9 protein-coding genes are annotated in these 14,041 nt (G+C 71.2%); 6 read left to right on the forward strand and 3 right to left on the reverse strand.

Annotated features, from left to right (window positions below; translation table 11 throughout):
• Positions 1 to 78: 78 nt before the first annotated feature.
• The 6 genes from C1707_RS14840 (at position 79) to C1707_RS14865 (ending at position 9,685) form a co-directional block, all read left to right on the forward strand.
• Positions 79 to 2,364: a beta-glucosidase gene (locus C1707_RS14840; protein WP_101712084.1), complete on the forward strand. Its 2,286-nt coding sequence runs from the start codon at positions 79 to 81 to the stop codon at positions 2,362 to 2,364.
• A complete protein-coding gene (locus tag C1707_RS14845) occupies positions 2,364 to 3,782 on the forward strand; it encodes a glycoside hydrolase family 30 protein (protein ID WP_101712085.1) in 1,419 nt (472 codons plus the stop codon). The genes C1707_RS14840 and C1707_RS14845 overlap by 1 nt, the downstream gene beginning before the upstream one ends.
• Positions 3,783 to 3,910: 128 nt before the next feature.
• The gene (locus C1707_RS14850) at positions 3,911 to 4,417 is read left to right on the forward strand and encodes an RNA polymerase sigma factor (protein ID WP_101712086.1); all 507 of its coding nucleotides are present in this window, start codon (positions 3,911 to 3,913) and stop codon (positions 4,415 to 4,417) included.
• A complete protein-coding gene (locus tag C1707_RS14855; RefSeq protein WP_101712087.1) occupies positions 4,414 to 5,352 on the forward strand; it encodes a FecR family protein in 939 nt (312 codons plus the stop codon). The genes C1707_RS14850 and C1707_RS14855 overlap by 4 nt, the downstream gene beginning before the upstream one ends.
• Positions 5,353 to 5,462: 110 nt before the next feature.
• Positions 5,463 to 8,363 (forward strand): TonB-dependent receptor, encoded by a 2,901-nt coding sequence (locus tag C1707_RS14860; protein WP_101712088.1) that lies wholly within the window; start codon positions 5,463 to 5,465, stop codon positions 8,361 to 8,363.
• A gap of 86 nt (positions 8,364 to 8,449) precedes the next feature.
• Positions 8,450 to 9,685 carry a histidine-type phosphatase gene (locus C1707_RS14865; RefSeq protein ID WP_101712089.1) on the forward strand — a complete coding sequence of 412 codons (1,236 nt, stop codon included), beginning with the start codon at positions 8,450 to 8,452 and terminating at the stop codon, positions 9,683 to 9,685.
• A gap of 64 nt (positions 9,686 to 9,749) precedes the next feature.
• Here the strand turns inward: C1707_RS14865 and C1707_RS14870 are convergent, their stop codons facing one another.
• The 3 genes from C1707_RS14870 to C1707_RS14880 are packed head-to-tail and all read right to left on the reverse strand — an operon-like array spanning position 9,750 to position 13,942.
• The gene (locus C1707_RS14870; protein WP_101712090.1) at positions 9,750 to 11,303 is read right to left on the reverse strand and encodes a DHA2 family efflux MFS transporter permease subunit; all 1,554 of its coding nucleotides are present in this window, start codon (positions 11,301 to 11,303) and stop codon (positions 9,750 to 9,752) included.
• A 42-nt stretch (positions 11,304 to 11,345) separates the two neighbouring features.
• A complete protein-coding gene (locus C1707_RS14875; RefSeq protein ID WP_101712091.1) occupies positions 11,346 to 12,509 on the reverse strand; it encodes an HlyD family efflux transporter periplasmic adaptor subunit in 1,164 nt (387 codons plus the stop codon).
• A 23-nt stretch (positions 12,510 to 12,532) separates the two neighbouring features.
• Positions 12,533 to 13,942: an efflux transporter outer membrane subunit gene (locus tag C1707_RS14880; RefSeq protein WP_240633708.1), complete on the reverse strand. Its 1,410-nt coding sequence runs from the start codon at positions 13,940 to 13,942 to the stop codon at positions 12,533 to 12,535.
• Between the last annotated feature and the right edge of the window lie 99 nt (positions 13,943 to 14,041).

Here is a 14,041-nt window from a genome sequence, read left to right on the forward strand (position 1 = left end):
CGGCCCGCCTTCGCAAGAGGCGCGGCCCCCTCGCGCCCGGTTGCGGCGCCCCCCGATCCCGACGACACGGAGTAGCCCATGACGACCGCCGCCCAGCCTTCATCCGCCCTGCGGATCCTGCGCCGGACCTCCGCCGCCGTGGCGCTGCTGGCCCTGCTGCCGGCCGCGAGTCTGGCCCAGACCATGCCCGCGAAAGACAGCGCGCCGCTGGCCGCGCGGGCCGGCGACCCGGTCTGGGCGCGCGCCGACGCGCTGGTGAAGCAGATGACGCTCGACGAGAAGATCACCTATCTGCACGGTCTCTTCCCGCCCAACACCAAGCCGGCCCCGGCCGACATGATCCCCTCGGCCGGCTACGTGCCGGGCGTGCCGCGCCTGAAGATCCCGACCCTGCGCGAAAGCGACGCCAGCCTGGGCGTCGCCAACCAGGTCGAGCAGCGCAAGGGCGACACCGCCACGGCCCTGCCGTCGGGCCTGGCCCTGGCCGCCACCTTCGAGCCGAAACTGGCCTACGAGTCCGGCGCGATGATCGGCGCCGAAGCCCGCGCCAAGACCTTCAACGTGCTGCTGGCCGGCGGCGTCAACCTGACCCGCGATCCCTGGGCCGGCCGTAACTTCGAATATCTGGGCGAGGATCCGCTGCTGGCCGGCGAGATGGCCGGGGCGTCGATCCGCGGCGTTCAGAGCAACCACATCGTCTCGACCATCAAGCACTTCGCCATCAACGCGCAGGAGACCGGCCGCCACGTGATGGACGCCCGCATCGGCGAGGCCGACCTGCGGGAAAGCGACCTGCTGGCCTTCCAGATCGCCATCGAGAAGGGCCAGCCGGCCTCGGTGATGTGCGCCTACAACAAGATCAACGGCGACTGGGGCTGCGAGAACGACTTCCTGCTCAACAAGGTGCTCAAGCGCGACTGGAACTATCCGGGCTGGGTGATGTCGGACTGGGGCGCGGTGCACAGCACCACCAAGGCCGCTCTGGCGGGCCTGGACCAGCAGTCGGGCCAGGAACTCGACAAGCAGATCTACTTCGGCGACGACCTGAAGGCCGCCGTGGCCAAGGGCGAGGTCAGCCAGGCTCGCGTGGACGACATGGTCCGCCGCATCCTCTACGGCGTCATCGCCACCGGCCTGATCGACAACCCAACACCGGCCAGCGCCCAGCCGATCGACTACGCGGCCAACGCCAAGGTCGCCCAGTCCCTGGCCGAGCGCGGCGCGGTGCTGCTGAAGAACGACCGGGGCTTGCTGCCGCTGGCCAAGAGCGCGAAGAAGATCGTGCTGGTCGGCGCCCATGCCGACGTCGGCGTGCTGTCGGGCGGCGGTTCCTCGCAGGTGCGTTCGGTCGGCGGCGCGCCGGTCGAGATCCCGCTGAACGGCGGCGAGGCGGCCTCGTTCGTCCGCGTCACCTGGCACGCCTCCTCGCCGCTGCGGGCGATCAAGGCGGCCTATCCGAACGCCGAGGTGACCTATGTCGACGGCAAGGACCCGGCCGCCGCGGCGGCCGCCGCGCGCGACGCCGACCTCGCCATCGTCTTCGCCTGGCACTGGCAGACCGAGGCGCAGGACGCGCCTTCGATCGCCTTGCCCGAGAACCAGGACGCCCTGATCGACGCCGTGGCCGGCGCCAACAGGAATTCGCTGGTGGTGCTGGAGACCGGCGGCCCGGTGCTGATGCCGTGGCTGGACCGGGTCGGCGGCGTGCTGCAGGCCTGGTATCCGGGCCAGCGGGGCGGCGAGGCCATCGCCGGCATCCTCAGCGGGGCGGTCAATCCGTCGGGCCGCCTGCCGATGACCTTCCCCAAGACCGAGGACCAGGCGCCCCGCGCTTCCGCCCCCGGCTACGCCGAGCAGTCCGCCATCGACGACGCCCGCCGGGCCGGCAAGGAAGCCGGGCCGATCAAGGGCTTCCCGGTCGAGTACCGCGAGGGCGCGGCCGTCGGCTACCGCTGGTTCGCCCAGCAGAAGCTGCCGCCGCTGTATCCGTTCGGCTATGGCCTGTCGTACACGACCTTCGGCTACGAGAACCTCAAGGTCGAGGACGGTGATACGCTGAAGGTCAGCTTCGACGTCACCAACACAGGCAAGGTCGCCGGCGCCGACGCCCCGCAGCTCTACGTCACCGCCGGCAAGCGCAAGCCGATGGTGCGCCTGGCAGGCTTCCAGAAGGTCGACCTGCAGCCGGGCGAGACTCGCCGGGTGACCCTCAGCGTCGATCCGCGCGTGCTGGCCGACTACGACACGGCCAAGCCGGGCTGGACCCTGCCGGCCGGTTCGTATCCGCTCTACGTCGGCGCCCATGCGGGCGATCCGGCCCTGACCGGGTCGGCCAAGCTGAAGGCCTGGAGCCGCAAGCCGTGATGCGTCTGGCCCTGATCTCGACGGCCGCCGTCCTGGCCCTGGGGGGCTGCGCCAGCATTCCCCAGGCGCCCGAGCGCGCGGCCCGCGCCTGGGTGACCACGGGCGACAAGAGCCAGTTGCTGGCCGAGCAGGCTCCGCTCTCCGCCCTGGCGGCGGCCGAGGGCGCGGACCTGCCCGTCGTCGCCGTCGATGTCGCCCAGCGCGACCAGTCGATCGTCGGCTTCGGCGCCTCGATCACCGACGCCTCGGCCTGGCTGATCCAGACCAGGCTGTCGCCGGCCCAGCGCCAGGCTTTGCTGTCGGAACTGTTCGGGCGCGGGGAGGGCGGTCTCGGCTTCAGCTTTACCCGCGTGACCATCGGCGCCTCGGACTTCTCGCTCGACCACTACAGCCTGGACGACGCGCCGGGCGGGGCGGCCGACCCGGAGCTTGCGCACTTCTCGACGGCGCGGCCGGAGCAGTACGTGTTCCCGACCGTGCGCGCGGCGCTGAAGATCAATCCGGACCTGAAGGTCATGGCCTCGCCCTGGAGCGCGCCGGCCTGGATGAAGACCACCGGCTCGCTGGTGAAGGGCCAGCTGAAGCCCGACGCCTATCCGGCCTATGCCGAGTTCTTCGCCAGATACGTGAAGGCCGCCAAGGCCCAGGGCGTGCCGACCGACTATCTCAGCATCCAGAACGAGCCGGACTTCGAGCCCGAGAACTATCCGGGCATGCGCTGGCCGGCCGTCGACCGGGCGCGGTTCTTCGGCCGGAATCTCGGCCCGGTCTTCGCCCGCGAGCGGATCGCGACCAAGGTGCTGGACTGGGACCACAACTGGGACCAGCCGCAGCAGCCGCTGGCCGTGCTGGCCGACGCCAAGGCCAAAGCCTTCGTCTCGGGCGTGGCCTGGCACTGCTACGCCGGCGACGTCACCGCCCAGGACGAGGTGCGCAAGGCCCATCCCGACAAGGACGTGTTCTTCACCGAATGCTCGGGCGGCCAGTGGGCGGCCAAGTTCGACGAGAGCTTCCTTTGGATGATGGACAAGCTGATCGTCGGCTCCACCCGCGGCGGCGCCCGGGGCGTGCTGATGTGGAACCTGGCGCTCGACGAGAAGTACGGCCCCCACGCCGGCGGCTGCGGCGACTGCCGGGGCGTGGTGACCATCGACCAGGCCACCGGCGCGGTCGAGCGGAACCAGGAATACTACGCCTTCGGCCATGCCAGCCGCTTCGTGCGGCCAGGCGCGGTGCGGGTCGGCTCGCCGGCCGAGGTGGCGGGTCTCAAGACCGTCGCCTTCGTCAATCCCGACGGCGGCCGGGCGCTGATCGTCCTGAACCAGACCGCGCAGGACAGGGACTTCGCCATCGTCGACGGCGACCGGCGCCTGCGGGGCAGGCTACCGGCGCGGTCGGCGGGCACGTTCATCTGGTGACCCGCCTGCATCCTGTGACCTGAAGGGGCGGCGGAAGAACTGTCACGAAGCCGTGGTAGCCGCCGCCCCATGCTCCCCAAGGCCGCTTCTTCCGCGCCGGCGCGCCGTGCCGCGCCTCCCGTCGCGTCATGACCGACCTGGCGTCCCTGCGCGCCCAGCGCGACGAGCTCTATCACTTCATCGTTCGCCGCACCCGTGATCCGGCCGCCGCCGACGACCTGGTGCAGGAAACCTTCGCGCGCCTGCTGACCTACGAGAAGGCGCGCACCGTCGCCGACCGGGCGGCGCTCGGCTATCGCATCGCCCTCAACCTCGTCCGCGATCATTTCCGCAGCCGCAAGCGGCGGCCGACCGAGATGCTGGACGAGGAAATCCCCTGCCAAGCCCCGGCGCCGGAGCAGATCCTCATGCATCGCCAGAAGGTCGAGGTGTTCGGCAAGGTGCTGGACGCCATGCCGCCGCTGCGCCGCGACGTGTTCATCCGTCGACGGCTTCATGGTCAGTCGACGCGGGAGATCGCCGACGCCCTGGCCATGAACGAGGCGGCCGTCGAGAAGCACGTGGTGCGGGCGCTGGAGCAGCTGCACCGCGAGATGACCAAGGCCGAGCGCCGTGTCGTCGGAGGCCGCCGATGAGCCGCGCCCGCCGCACCGCCGCCCTCTGGGCCGCCCGCCGCATGGATCCGGCCTTCCACGACGAGGCCGGCTTCGAGGCCTGGAAGTCGGACGATCCGGCCAACGCCGAGGCCTTCGACCAGGTCTGGGGCGTCAACCAGGACTCGGCGCTGACCGAGGCCATGAAGCTCAGCGAGCAGCGCCGCTCGGCCACGCGCGGCCGGGCCGGACCGATCGCCGCCCTGGCCGGCGGCGTGCTGGCCTGCGGCCTCGCCGTGGCGCTGGCCTGGCCCCAGCTCCAGCTGATGACCGTGGCGCCGACGGCGTTCGAGACGGCGCGCGGCGAGCACCGCGCCGTCGTCCTGCAGGACGGCACCAAGGTCATGCTCGACGGTGACACCCGACTGGAGGTGCGACTGGGGGCGGGGCGTCGCGAAGTGGCGCTCAGCCGGGGCGAGGCGTTCTTCGACGTCGCGCACGACGAAGCCCGGCCGTTCACCGTCAGAACCGTCGCCGGCTCGGCCCGGGTGCTGGGCACGGCCTTCGACCTGGAGCTCAGCGACGAACGCGGCCCCGAGCGACTGGAGCTGTCGGTGCATCGCGGCCGCGTGCGCCTGGCGCCCGACGGCCTGATCCGCCGGACGGCCGACCTGACCGTCGGCCAGCGGGCCTTCGCGACGGAAGGGCGGCTGTCGAAGGTGGGCGCCTTCGATCCCGCCGCCGACGACTGGCGCTCGGGCTGGCTGGAGACCGACGGCGTCACGCTGGGGCGGCTGGTCGAACGGCTGAACCGCGCCTCGGCCCGCCGCATCGTCATCGCCGACGCTGATCTCGCCCGTCAGCGCGTGGCCGGTCGCTTCCGCCTCGACGAGCCGGCGGCCCTCGTCCGCAACCTCGCCTTGGTTCACGGCTTCGAGGTGCGCGAGGGGCAGGGCGGACTGGTGATCAGCCGGTGAGCGGCGCCGGCCGTCGCCGAAACTTCACAAAATTCCCTGTCCTGAAAGACGGGGCGGCGACGTCTTCCCCGCCGAAGCCGGCCTGACGCCGCGCATTCGGGGATAGTACGATGACCTTCAAGACCTGGACCCTGTGGAGCACGGCCTCGGCCGCCGTCCTGATGTCGGCGACGACGGCGATGGCCGCTCCGGCGCCCAAGCCGGCCCTGGCCATTCCGGCCGGCGACCTGGCCACGGCCCTGCCGGCCTTCTCGCGCGCCACCGGCCTGCAGGTGCTGGCCGATCCGGCCCTGCTGGCGGGCAAGCGCACGCCGGGCGTGCGCGGCGAGGTCGACGCCGAGCAGGGGCTGAACCAGCTGCTGCGCGGCACGGGCCTGACCTTCGTGCGCAACGGCGGCGCGGCCGTCCTGCGCCCGGCCGCCCAGAAGATCTCGACCGCCCCGGCCGCCCGCCGCGCCGAGGCCGCCGCCCCGGTCGCCGCCGCCGAACTGGCCGCCGACGAGGCCGCCACCGTCGAGGAGATCGTCGTCACCGGCGGCTTCGCCAACTCGCTGGCCCGGGCGTTGGCCGACAAGCGCAAGGCCGCCAACGTCGTCGACGCCATCTCGGCCGAGGACATCGGCAAGTTCCCGTCCAACAACATCGCCGAGGCCCTGCAGCGCGTGCCGGGCGTGGCCATCACCCGCGACCGGGGCGAGGGCCTGTTCGTCCGCGTGCGCGGCCTGGGCCCCAACTTCCAGATCGTCACGCTCAACGGCCGCAGCGCCGCGGTGAACGAGAACATGCGCGACAGCGGCCAGAGCGGGCGCCAGTTCCGCTTCGACACCCTGCCGTCCGAACTGGTCGCCGGCGTCGAGGTCGGCAAGACCCCGCTGGCCTCGCTGGACGAAGGCGCCATCGGCGGCGTGGTCGACATCAAGACCTTTCGCCCCCTGACCCTGGGCAAGAACACCATCGCCGCCTCGGCCACCGCCAGCCATCCGCAGCTGGCCGGCGCCACCGACCCGCGCGTGTCGGGCCTGCTCAGCTGGGTCAACGAAGACAAGAGCTTCGGCGCGCTGCTGGCGCTCGTCTACGACCAGCGCACCCTGCGCCAGGACCGCGTCACCGGCGTCAGCTGGAGCTACACCGACACCTCGACCACCCTGGGCAAGAGCCTGGCGGCCCAGGGGATCAACCTCTATCCGACCGCCATCCGCCCGACCCTCGAGCGCGAGGACCGCGAGCGCAAGGGCCTTGTGTTCTCGGCCCAGTACCGTCCGACCGACGCCACCGAGATCACCTTCGACGCCAGCTACACTCACCTGGACGACCACTACGACGAGCTGACCTATTCGGTCGACCAGACGGTCTCGACCCTGGTTCCTGGCTCGGCGGTGGTGCGCGACGGCACGCTGGTCGGCGGCACGGTCACCTCGACCAGCCAGATCGGCCGCGAGGTCAGCGACCTGGCCCACGACAACCTGATGCTGGCCATCAACGGCAAGCAGCGGATCGGCGAATGGACCTTCTCGGGCGACGCGGCCTATGCGCGCGCCTATTCGGAGACCTCCAAGCCGATCACCCGCACGCGCCTGCTGGGCGCCATCGGCCAGACCTCCTTCAACATGACCAAGGCCGACGACGACGTCCTGCCCAGCGTCACCCTGGCCACGGGCAACCTGTCGAACCCCTCGCTGCTGCCGTTCCGCCGCATCGAATGGCGCACCAACGACTCGCTCGACCTGGAAAAGGCCATCCAGGCCGACGCCGAGCGCCCCGTCGCGCTGGGGCCGTTCACCCGCGTGGCCTTCGGCGTGAAGTTCCGCGAGCGTGAGCGCACCTACAATCGCGCCGACATCAACTTCACCACCAACCTGGCCGGCAAGTACTTCGACGCCAGCTACTTCGAGACCTTTCCGGCCGACGACTTCCTCGGCGAGGTGGGCGGCGCCCTGCCGCGCACCTGGGTGATGCCCAATCCCGAGAAGTTCTGGGCCCTGGCCGACAAGACCCAGAAGGGCACGGCCCGCGCCGACCAGCGCAACTCCTACTTCGTGTCGGAAGAGATCCTGGCCGGCTACGGCCTGACCGACATGGACACGCAGCTGTTCGGCCGTCCGCTACGCGGCCAGCTGGGCGTCCGCGTCGCCCAGACCAAGCAGGTCTCGGCCGGCCACGCCGACAACGGCAGCGCCGCGGTCCCGGTGCGCTACGAGAAGACCTATACCGACGTCCTGCCGACGGCGAACTTCGCCATGGACATCACCGACACCCTGCAGGCCCGCTTCGCCGCGGCCAAGGTGATCACCCGTCCGTCGCTGGCCGATCTCGCCCCGCGCCTGACGCTGAACTCGTCGGGCACGGTGCTGACGGCGGTGGGCGGCAATCCGCAGCTGCAGCCGTTCGAGGCCTGGCAGTACGACGCCACGCTGGAATGGTACTTCGCCCCGGGCAGCGCGATCGTGGCCGGCGCCTTCTACAAGGACATCACCACCTTCGTTTACAGCCAGATGACCAACATCGTGGTCGACGGCCAGACCTACCGCCTGACCTCGCCGACCAACGGCGGGGAGGCCAGCATCAAGGGCGTCGAGCTGGCCTACCAGCACCTGTTCAAGAACCTGCCCGCGCCGTTCGACGGCCTCGGCTTCCTTGCCAACTACACCTACACCGACACCGAGGCGACCTACTCGCCGACGCTGAAGGACGAGATGGTCAACGTGGCCAAGAACAGCTTCAACGTCACCGGTTTCTACGAGAAGGACCGCATCGCCGCCCGCGCCAGCTACAGCTGGGTGGATGACGTGCTGCAGGACGTCGGCGGCGCGGGCCTGTCGGCCCTGAACGACAAGGCCTTCGGCTCGCTGGACGCCAGCGTCAGCTACAAGATCACCGACAACATCACCGCGGCCCTCGAAGGCCAGAACCTGACCGACGCCGCCCAGTGGCAGTTCGTGAAGGGCGGCTGGTTCGGCGGCTACACCCACTACGGCCGCACCGTGAGCTTTGGCCTGCGCGCCAAGTTCTAGGCCGCGGTCCCTTCTGAAGTCCCCTTGAACTGGCCCGCGCGCTCAACCCGCGCGGGCCTCTTTTCTTTCGCAAGGAGCTCTCGCCCATGCGCCTCTTCGCCCGCCTGGCGCTCGCCGCCCTGGCCGTTCTTTCCACTACGCCCGCCGCCGCCGACACTCTGGAGAAGGTGGTGGTCGTCACGCGCCACGGCGTCCGCGCCGCCATGTCGAGTCCCGAACGGCTGGAGACGGCCACCGCCCGGCCCTGGCCGCGCTTCTCGGTTCCGGCCGGCCACCTGACGGCCAACGGCGCCGAACTGTCCACGCTGTTCGGCGGCTACTACCGGGCGCTCTACGAGAAGCAGGGCCTGCTGGCGGGCGCCGGCTGCGGGCAGGTCTACTACTGGGCCAACGTCACCCAGCGCACGATCGCCACGGCCAAGGCGCTGGGGCAGGGCCTGTCGCCAGGCTGCGCGGTCGAGGTCCACAACGTGGGCGAGGGCAAGGTCGACCCGATGTTCGAGCCCGTCACCGCTGGCGTCGTGAAGGCCGACGTCGCCAAGGCCCGCGCCGCCGTGTCCGGCCGGGTGGGCGGCGATCTCGCCGCCTGGAGCGCGGCTCACCGCGACGCCGTCGACAGCCTGGACGAACTGCTGATGCAGTGCGACGCCGCGCCTTGCCCGGCGGCGCCCGGCAAGCGCCGGATCTTCGACGCCAAGCCCGGCTTCTCGGCCGAAGCCGACGCCACGGTGGGGATCGAGGGTCCGGAAGCCTTCGCCTCGGGCGTCACCGAAAGCCTGCTGATGGCCTGGGCCGACGGCCAGGACTTCGCGAGCCTGGGCTGGAAGGGACTGGGCGAGGCCTCGCTGTTGCGGGTCTTCCCGCTGCACCAGGCCGAGTTCGACCTGCGCCTGCGCACGCCCGAGGTGGCCAGGATCGGCGCCTCGCATCTGGCGACGCGGGTGCTGGCGACCCTGGACGACGGTCCCGACGCCGTCGGCGGCAAGGACGCGAAGATGGTGATGATCGTCGGCCACGACGGCACCCTGGCCATGCTGGGCGGGCTGCTGGGGCTGGACTGGACCGCGCCGGGCTACCAGCCGGGCCAGATCGCGCCGGGCGGGGCGCTGGTGTTCGAGCGCTGGAAGCGCGACGACGGCGCGCGGGTGATCCGCGCCCGCTACACGGTGCAGACCCTGTCGCAGTTGCGGGAGAAGAAAGCGCTGACCCTGGCCGCGCCGCCGGCCAGTTCGCCGATCTTCGTGCCCCGCTGCAGCGAGGCGAGCCTGGACTGCCCCCTGGACCGCTTCGGCGCGGTGGTGAAGGCGGCGGTGGCGCCTTAGGGGCCGATTTTCCTTCCCGTCATTCCCGCCGCAAGGCGGGAATGACGGGTGTTGTGGAGACGCCTCAGTGCGCCGCCGAGGTGTCGGCCACGCGGGTCGGCTTGGGGGCCAGCCAGACGATGGTCGCGGCCACCATGAACAGCACGGCCATGGCCATGAACACCTGGTTGGTGGCCAGCATCACGCCCTGGCTCTGGACCATGTTGTCCAGCGTGCCGCGCGCCTGATCGGCGCTCATCCCCAAGCCCTTCAGCTGGTCCATCGTGCCCTGCGCGCCGTTCAGCACGCCCGACAGCTCGTTGTGGTTGCGGCTGGCGCCGTCGGCCCAGACCGTGGTCACCACCGAGGTCGCGAAGGCCCCCGACAGCGTGCGGCAGAAGTTCATCAGGCCGGCGGCGCTGGCGGTCTCCTCGACCCTGACGCTGGCGAGCGCCAGGGCGGTCACCGGCACGAAGAAGAACGGCATGCCGAAGCCCTGGAACAGCAGCCAGTGGGCGATGTCGAAATAGCCCATCTGCTGGTTGGCCTGCGCGCGGAAGAAGGTCATCACCGCCATCCACATCAGGCCCAGGAACACCAGCCTGCGGGCGTCGAACTTGGCCGACATGCCAGCGGCGATCGGCGCGACCATGACGGCGGTGACGCCCAGCAGGGCCGAGACGTAGCCGGCCCAGGTGGCCGTGTAGCCCATGTTCTGCTGCAGCCAGAGCGGGTTGAGCACATTGATGCCGAAGAACGCCCCGAAGGCCACGCTGAGGGTTATGACCGCCGCGGTGTAGCCCCGGTGTCGGAAGACCCGCAGGTCGACGATCGGGTTCTCCTCGGTCAGCTCCCAGATCAGGAAGGCGACGAAGCCGACGGCCGCGACGATGGCCAGGCCGATGATCATCGGCGAGGCGAACCAGTCGTGCTCCTTGCCCAGGTCCAGCATGATCTGCAGCGCGCCGACCCAGACGACCAGCAGGCCAAGGCCCACCAGGTCGACCTTCGCGCGGGCAAGAGGCGTCTCGTGGCCCTTCAGCAGGTTCCAGGCGAACCAGGCGCAGGCGATGGCGATCGGCACGTTGATCCAGAAGATGAAGGCCCAGCCGACGCTGTCGCACAGCGCGCCGCCCAGGATCGGCCCGAGGATCGGGGCGATCAGGGTGGTCATGGCCCACAGGCCTGTGGCCGCGGCGGCCTTCTCCTTGGGGAAGACGCGCAGCAGCAGGGTCTGCGACAGCGGCATCAGCGGCCCGCCGCAGGCGCCCTGCAGGATGCGGAACAGCACCAGCAGGCCCAGCGACGGCGCCAGGCCGCACAGGAACGAGAAGATCCCGAACCCGATCATGCCGAAGACGAACACCCGCACCGCGCCGAAGCGGGCCGACAGCCAGCCGGTCAGCGGCACGACCACGGCCTCGGCCACGGCGTAGGAGGTGATGACCCAGGTGCCCTGGCTGGGCGAGACGCCCAGCGCGCCGGCGATGTTGGACACCGAGACGTTGGCGATGGTGGTGTCTAGCACCACCAGGAAGTTGGCGGCGGCCAGGATCAGGCCGGCAAAGATCATCGCCGGCCCGCTGAGCGGCGCGGGTTCGGAGGCCGCCCGCGCGGGGACGGCTTGAGCGCTGGCCATGACGGCCTCCTTGCTCGAAAGGGTTTTACGCCAGGCGCGCTCTTAGTCGCGGGTGTCGATCGTGGCCTTCATCGACAGGCCCACGCGCAGCGGGTGGGCCTTCAGGTCGGCCGGGTCGATGGCGACGCGGACGGGCAGGCGCTGCACCACCTTGATCCAGTTGCCGGTGGCGTTCTGGGCCGGGATCAGGGCGAAGGCCGCGCCGGTGCCGCCCGACAGGCCGGCGACCTTGCCGTGGTACGTCACCGCGTTGCCGTAGAGGTCGGCGGTCAGCTCGACCGGCTGGCCGATCTTGACCTTGCGCAACTGGCCTTCCTTGAAGTTGGCGTCGACATAGGCCGCGGCGATCGGAACCACCTGCATCACCGGCGTGCCGGCCGCGACGCGCTGGCCGACCTGGACGGCGCGCTTGGCCACCACGCCGTCGATCGGCGCGCGGATCACGGTGCGCGACAGGTCCAGCTGCGCCTGCTCGAACTTGGCGCGGGCGGCGGCGACTTCCGGGTTGGTGTCGACGGTGGTCCCGTCGGTCAGCACGGCGTTGGCGGCCAGCGAGCCGGCGGCGGCGGCGCGGTTGGCCTGGGCCTGGGCCTGCGAAGCCTTGGCCGAGGCGAAGGCCGCCTGGGCGTTGGCGAAGGCGTTCTGGGCGCGGGTCAGCTCGTCGCCCGAGACGGCGCCGGTGGCAGCCAGGGCCTTGCGGCGGTCGAGATCGATACGGGCGCGTTCGAGGTCGGCCTGGGCCGAGGTCAGGCTGGCGGCGGCGCGGGCCTGGTCGGCGTCGCGGGCGGCGATCTGGGCGGCCAGGCTCTGGTCGGTGGCGAGATAGCCGCGCACCCGGCGCTCGGCGCGGGCCAGGTCGGCCTGCGCCGAGGCCAGGGCGATGCGGGCGTCGCTGTCGTCCAGCGTCACCAGCACGTCGCCGGCCTTGACGACCTGCGTGTCGTGGACGGCGACGCTGCGCACCGGGCCGCCGACCAGCGGTGTCACCTGGGCGACGTCGGCGCCGACATAGGCGTTGTCGGTCTCGACGTGGTGCGAGCCCACCAGGGCGTAGTAGGCGCCATAGCCGGCGCCGGCGATCAGGACGACGGCGGCGAGGCCGAGGAACAGCTTCTTGCGCTTGGCGCCGGCGGCGGCCTTGCCCTTGGCGGCGGCTTGGGCCTCCTGGGAGGAGGAGGCGTCGGCGGAGGCTTCGGAATCGTACATGGGGGAGGGCTCCGGGAAACGGATCAGGCGGCGCGGTAGCCGCCGCCGAGGGCGCGCACGAGCGCCACGTCGAGGGTGAAGGCGCGGGTCTCGAGGTCGGCGAGGGTCCGCTGATTGGCGATCAGGGCGTCCTCGGCGGTGAGGACTTCCAGGTAGGTGGCAAGGCCGCCGCGATAGCGCTGCAGGGCGATGTCGTGGGCGGCCGACGAGGCGTCGACGGCCTTGCGGGTCTCGTCGAGCCGGGCGTCGAGGGCGCGGGCGCTGACGGCGGCGTCGGCGATGTCCTTCAGGGCCTGGGCCAGGGTGCCGTTGTAGCTGGCGACGGCGGCGTCGTAGTCGGCCGCGGCGCCGCGATAGTTGGCCCGCAGCGCGCCGCCCTGGAAGATGGGCAGGCGTACGGCAGGACCGATCGAGCCGATGCGCGAGCCGCCCTTGGTCAGCAGGTCCAGACCCAGCGACTGCTGGCCGAAATAGGCCGAGAGGTCGACGTTGGGGTAGAACTCGGCCTTGGCCTGCTTGATCGACTGGGCGGCGGCTTCGGCGCGCAGCCGGGCGGCGACGACGTCGGGCCGGCGGCCGATCAGGTCGGCCGAGAGGTTGGCCGGCAGGCCGAAGGCCTTCAGCGCCGCGACCTTCGGGCGATCGATGGAAAGGCCGCGGTCGGGACCGGCGCCCAGCAGGGCCGCCAGGCGGTTGCGGGTCAGGCCGATGGCTTCGTCGGCGGCGGCCAGCTGGGCGCGGGCCGAGGCCAGGCCCGCCTTCGACTGCTCGGCCGAGCCCCGGTTCTCAAGGCCGTTGGCGGCGCGGTCGGCGGTCAGCTGGGCCGTCTGCTCGCGAGTCTTGACCGCATCGGCGGCGGCGTCGCGGTCGGCGAACAGCTGGGCCAGGTCCGCATAGGCGGCCGCGACGCTGGTCGACAGGACGAGGCGCGCCTCGGCGGCGTCGGCCCTGGAGGCTTCCGCCTGCGAGGTGGCGGCGGCCAGGGCCGCGCGGTTCTTGCCGAAGAAGTCGAGTTCCCAGGAGAAGTCGAGCGTGGCGCGGCCGGTGTCGTTGTAGCCCTTGGGCACGAAGGCGGCCGGGACGCCATTGTTGTAGCTCTGCTTGACCGAGGCGTAGGTCGCGCCGGCGCTCAAGGCCGGCAGGGTGGCCGAGCGGGCCTGGCCCGCCAGGGCCTGCGCCTTGCGCACGCGGGCCTCGGCGGCGGCCAGGTCGGGCGAACCGGCCAGGGCCTCCTCGACCAGGGCGTCGAGCTGGGCGTCGCCATAGGCGGTCCACCAGCGGTCGGCCGGCCAGTCGGCGGCGGGAGCGGCCAGGCTCTGTTGCGAGGCGTAGGCGTTGGGCGCCTTGATCGCCTGGGCCGGCGGCAGCTTGGGCACGGCGGCGCAGCCGGCCAGGGCCGTGGTCGCCAGCAGGCCGGCGAGGACCAGTTTCATGGGGGAAGTCCGGGGGAGGGCGTTTGCCATCGGATTTGCTCGATATCAAACCGTACAGGACGGTCCAAATATAACTTGACGTGACGGCGTCAAGTGAAA

The organism is Caulobacter flavus, assembly GCF_003722335.1.
GTDB lineage: Bacteria > Pseudomonadota > Alphaproteobacteria > Caulobacterales > Caulobacteraceae > Caulobacter > Caulobacter flavus.

What these genes read in the sequence shown, in the direction of transcription:
- C1707_RS14880 (WP_240633708.1), bottom strand. Translation starts at nt 13,942, where the DNA reads ATGAAACTGGTCCTCGCCGGCCTGCTGGCGACCACGGCCCTGGCCGGC.
- C1707_RS14845 (WP_101712085.1), top strand. Translation starts at nt 2,364, where the DNA reads ATGCGTCTGGCCCTGATCTCGACGGCCGCCGTCCTGGCCCTGGGGGGC.
- C1707_RS14865 (WP_101712089.1), top strand. Translation starts at nt 8,450, where the DNA reads ATGCGCCTCTTCGCCCGCCTGGCGCTCGCCGCCCTGGCCGTTCTTTCC.
- C1707_RS14850 (WP_101712086.1), top strand. Translation starts at nt 3,911, where the DNA reads ATGACCGACCTGGCGTCCCTGCGCGCCCAGCGCGACGAGCTCTATCAC.
- C1707_RS14870 (WP_101712090.1), bottom strand. Translation starts at nt 11,303, where the DNA reads ATGGCCAGCGCTCAAGCCGTCCCCGCGCGGGCGGCCTCCGAACCCGCG.
- C1707_RS14855 (WP_101712087.1), top strand. Translation starts at nt 4,414, where the DNA reads ATGAGCCGCGCCCGCCGCACCGCCGCCCTCTGGGCCGCCCGCCGCATG.
- C1707_RS14840 (WP_101712084.1), top strand. Translation starts at nt 79, where the DNA reads ATGACGACCGCCGCCCAGCCTTCATCCGCCCTGCGGATCCTGCGCCGG.
- C1707_RS14860 (WP_101712088.1), top strand. Translation starts at nt 5,463, where the DNA reads ATGACCTTCAAGACCTGGACCCTGTGGAGCACGGCCTCGGCCGCCGTC.
- C1707_RS14875 (WP_101712091.1), bottom strand. Translation starts at nt 12,509, where the DNA reads ATGTACGATTCCGAAGCCTCCGCCGACGCCTCCTCCTCCCAGGAGGCC.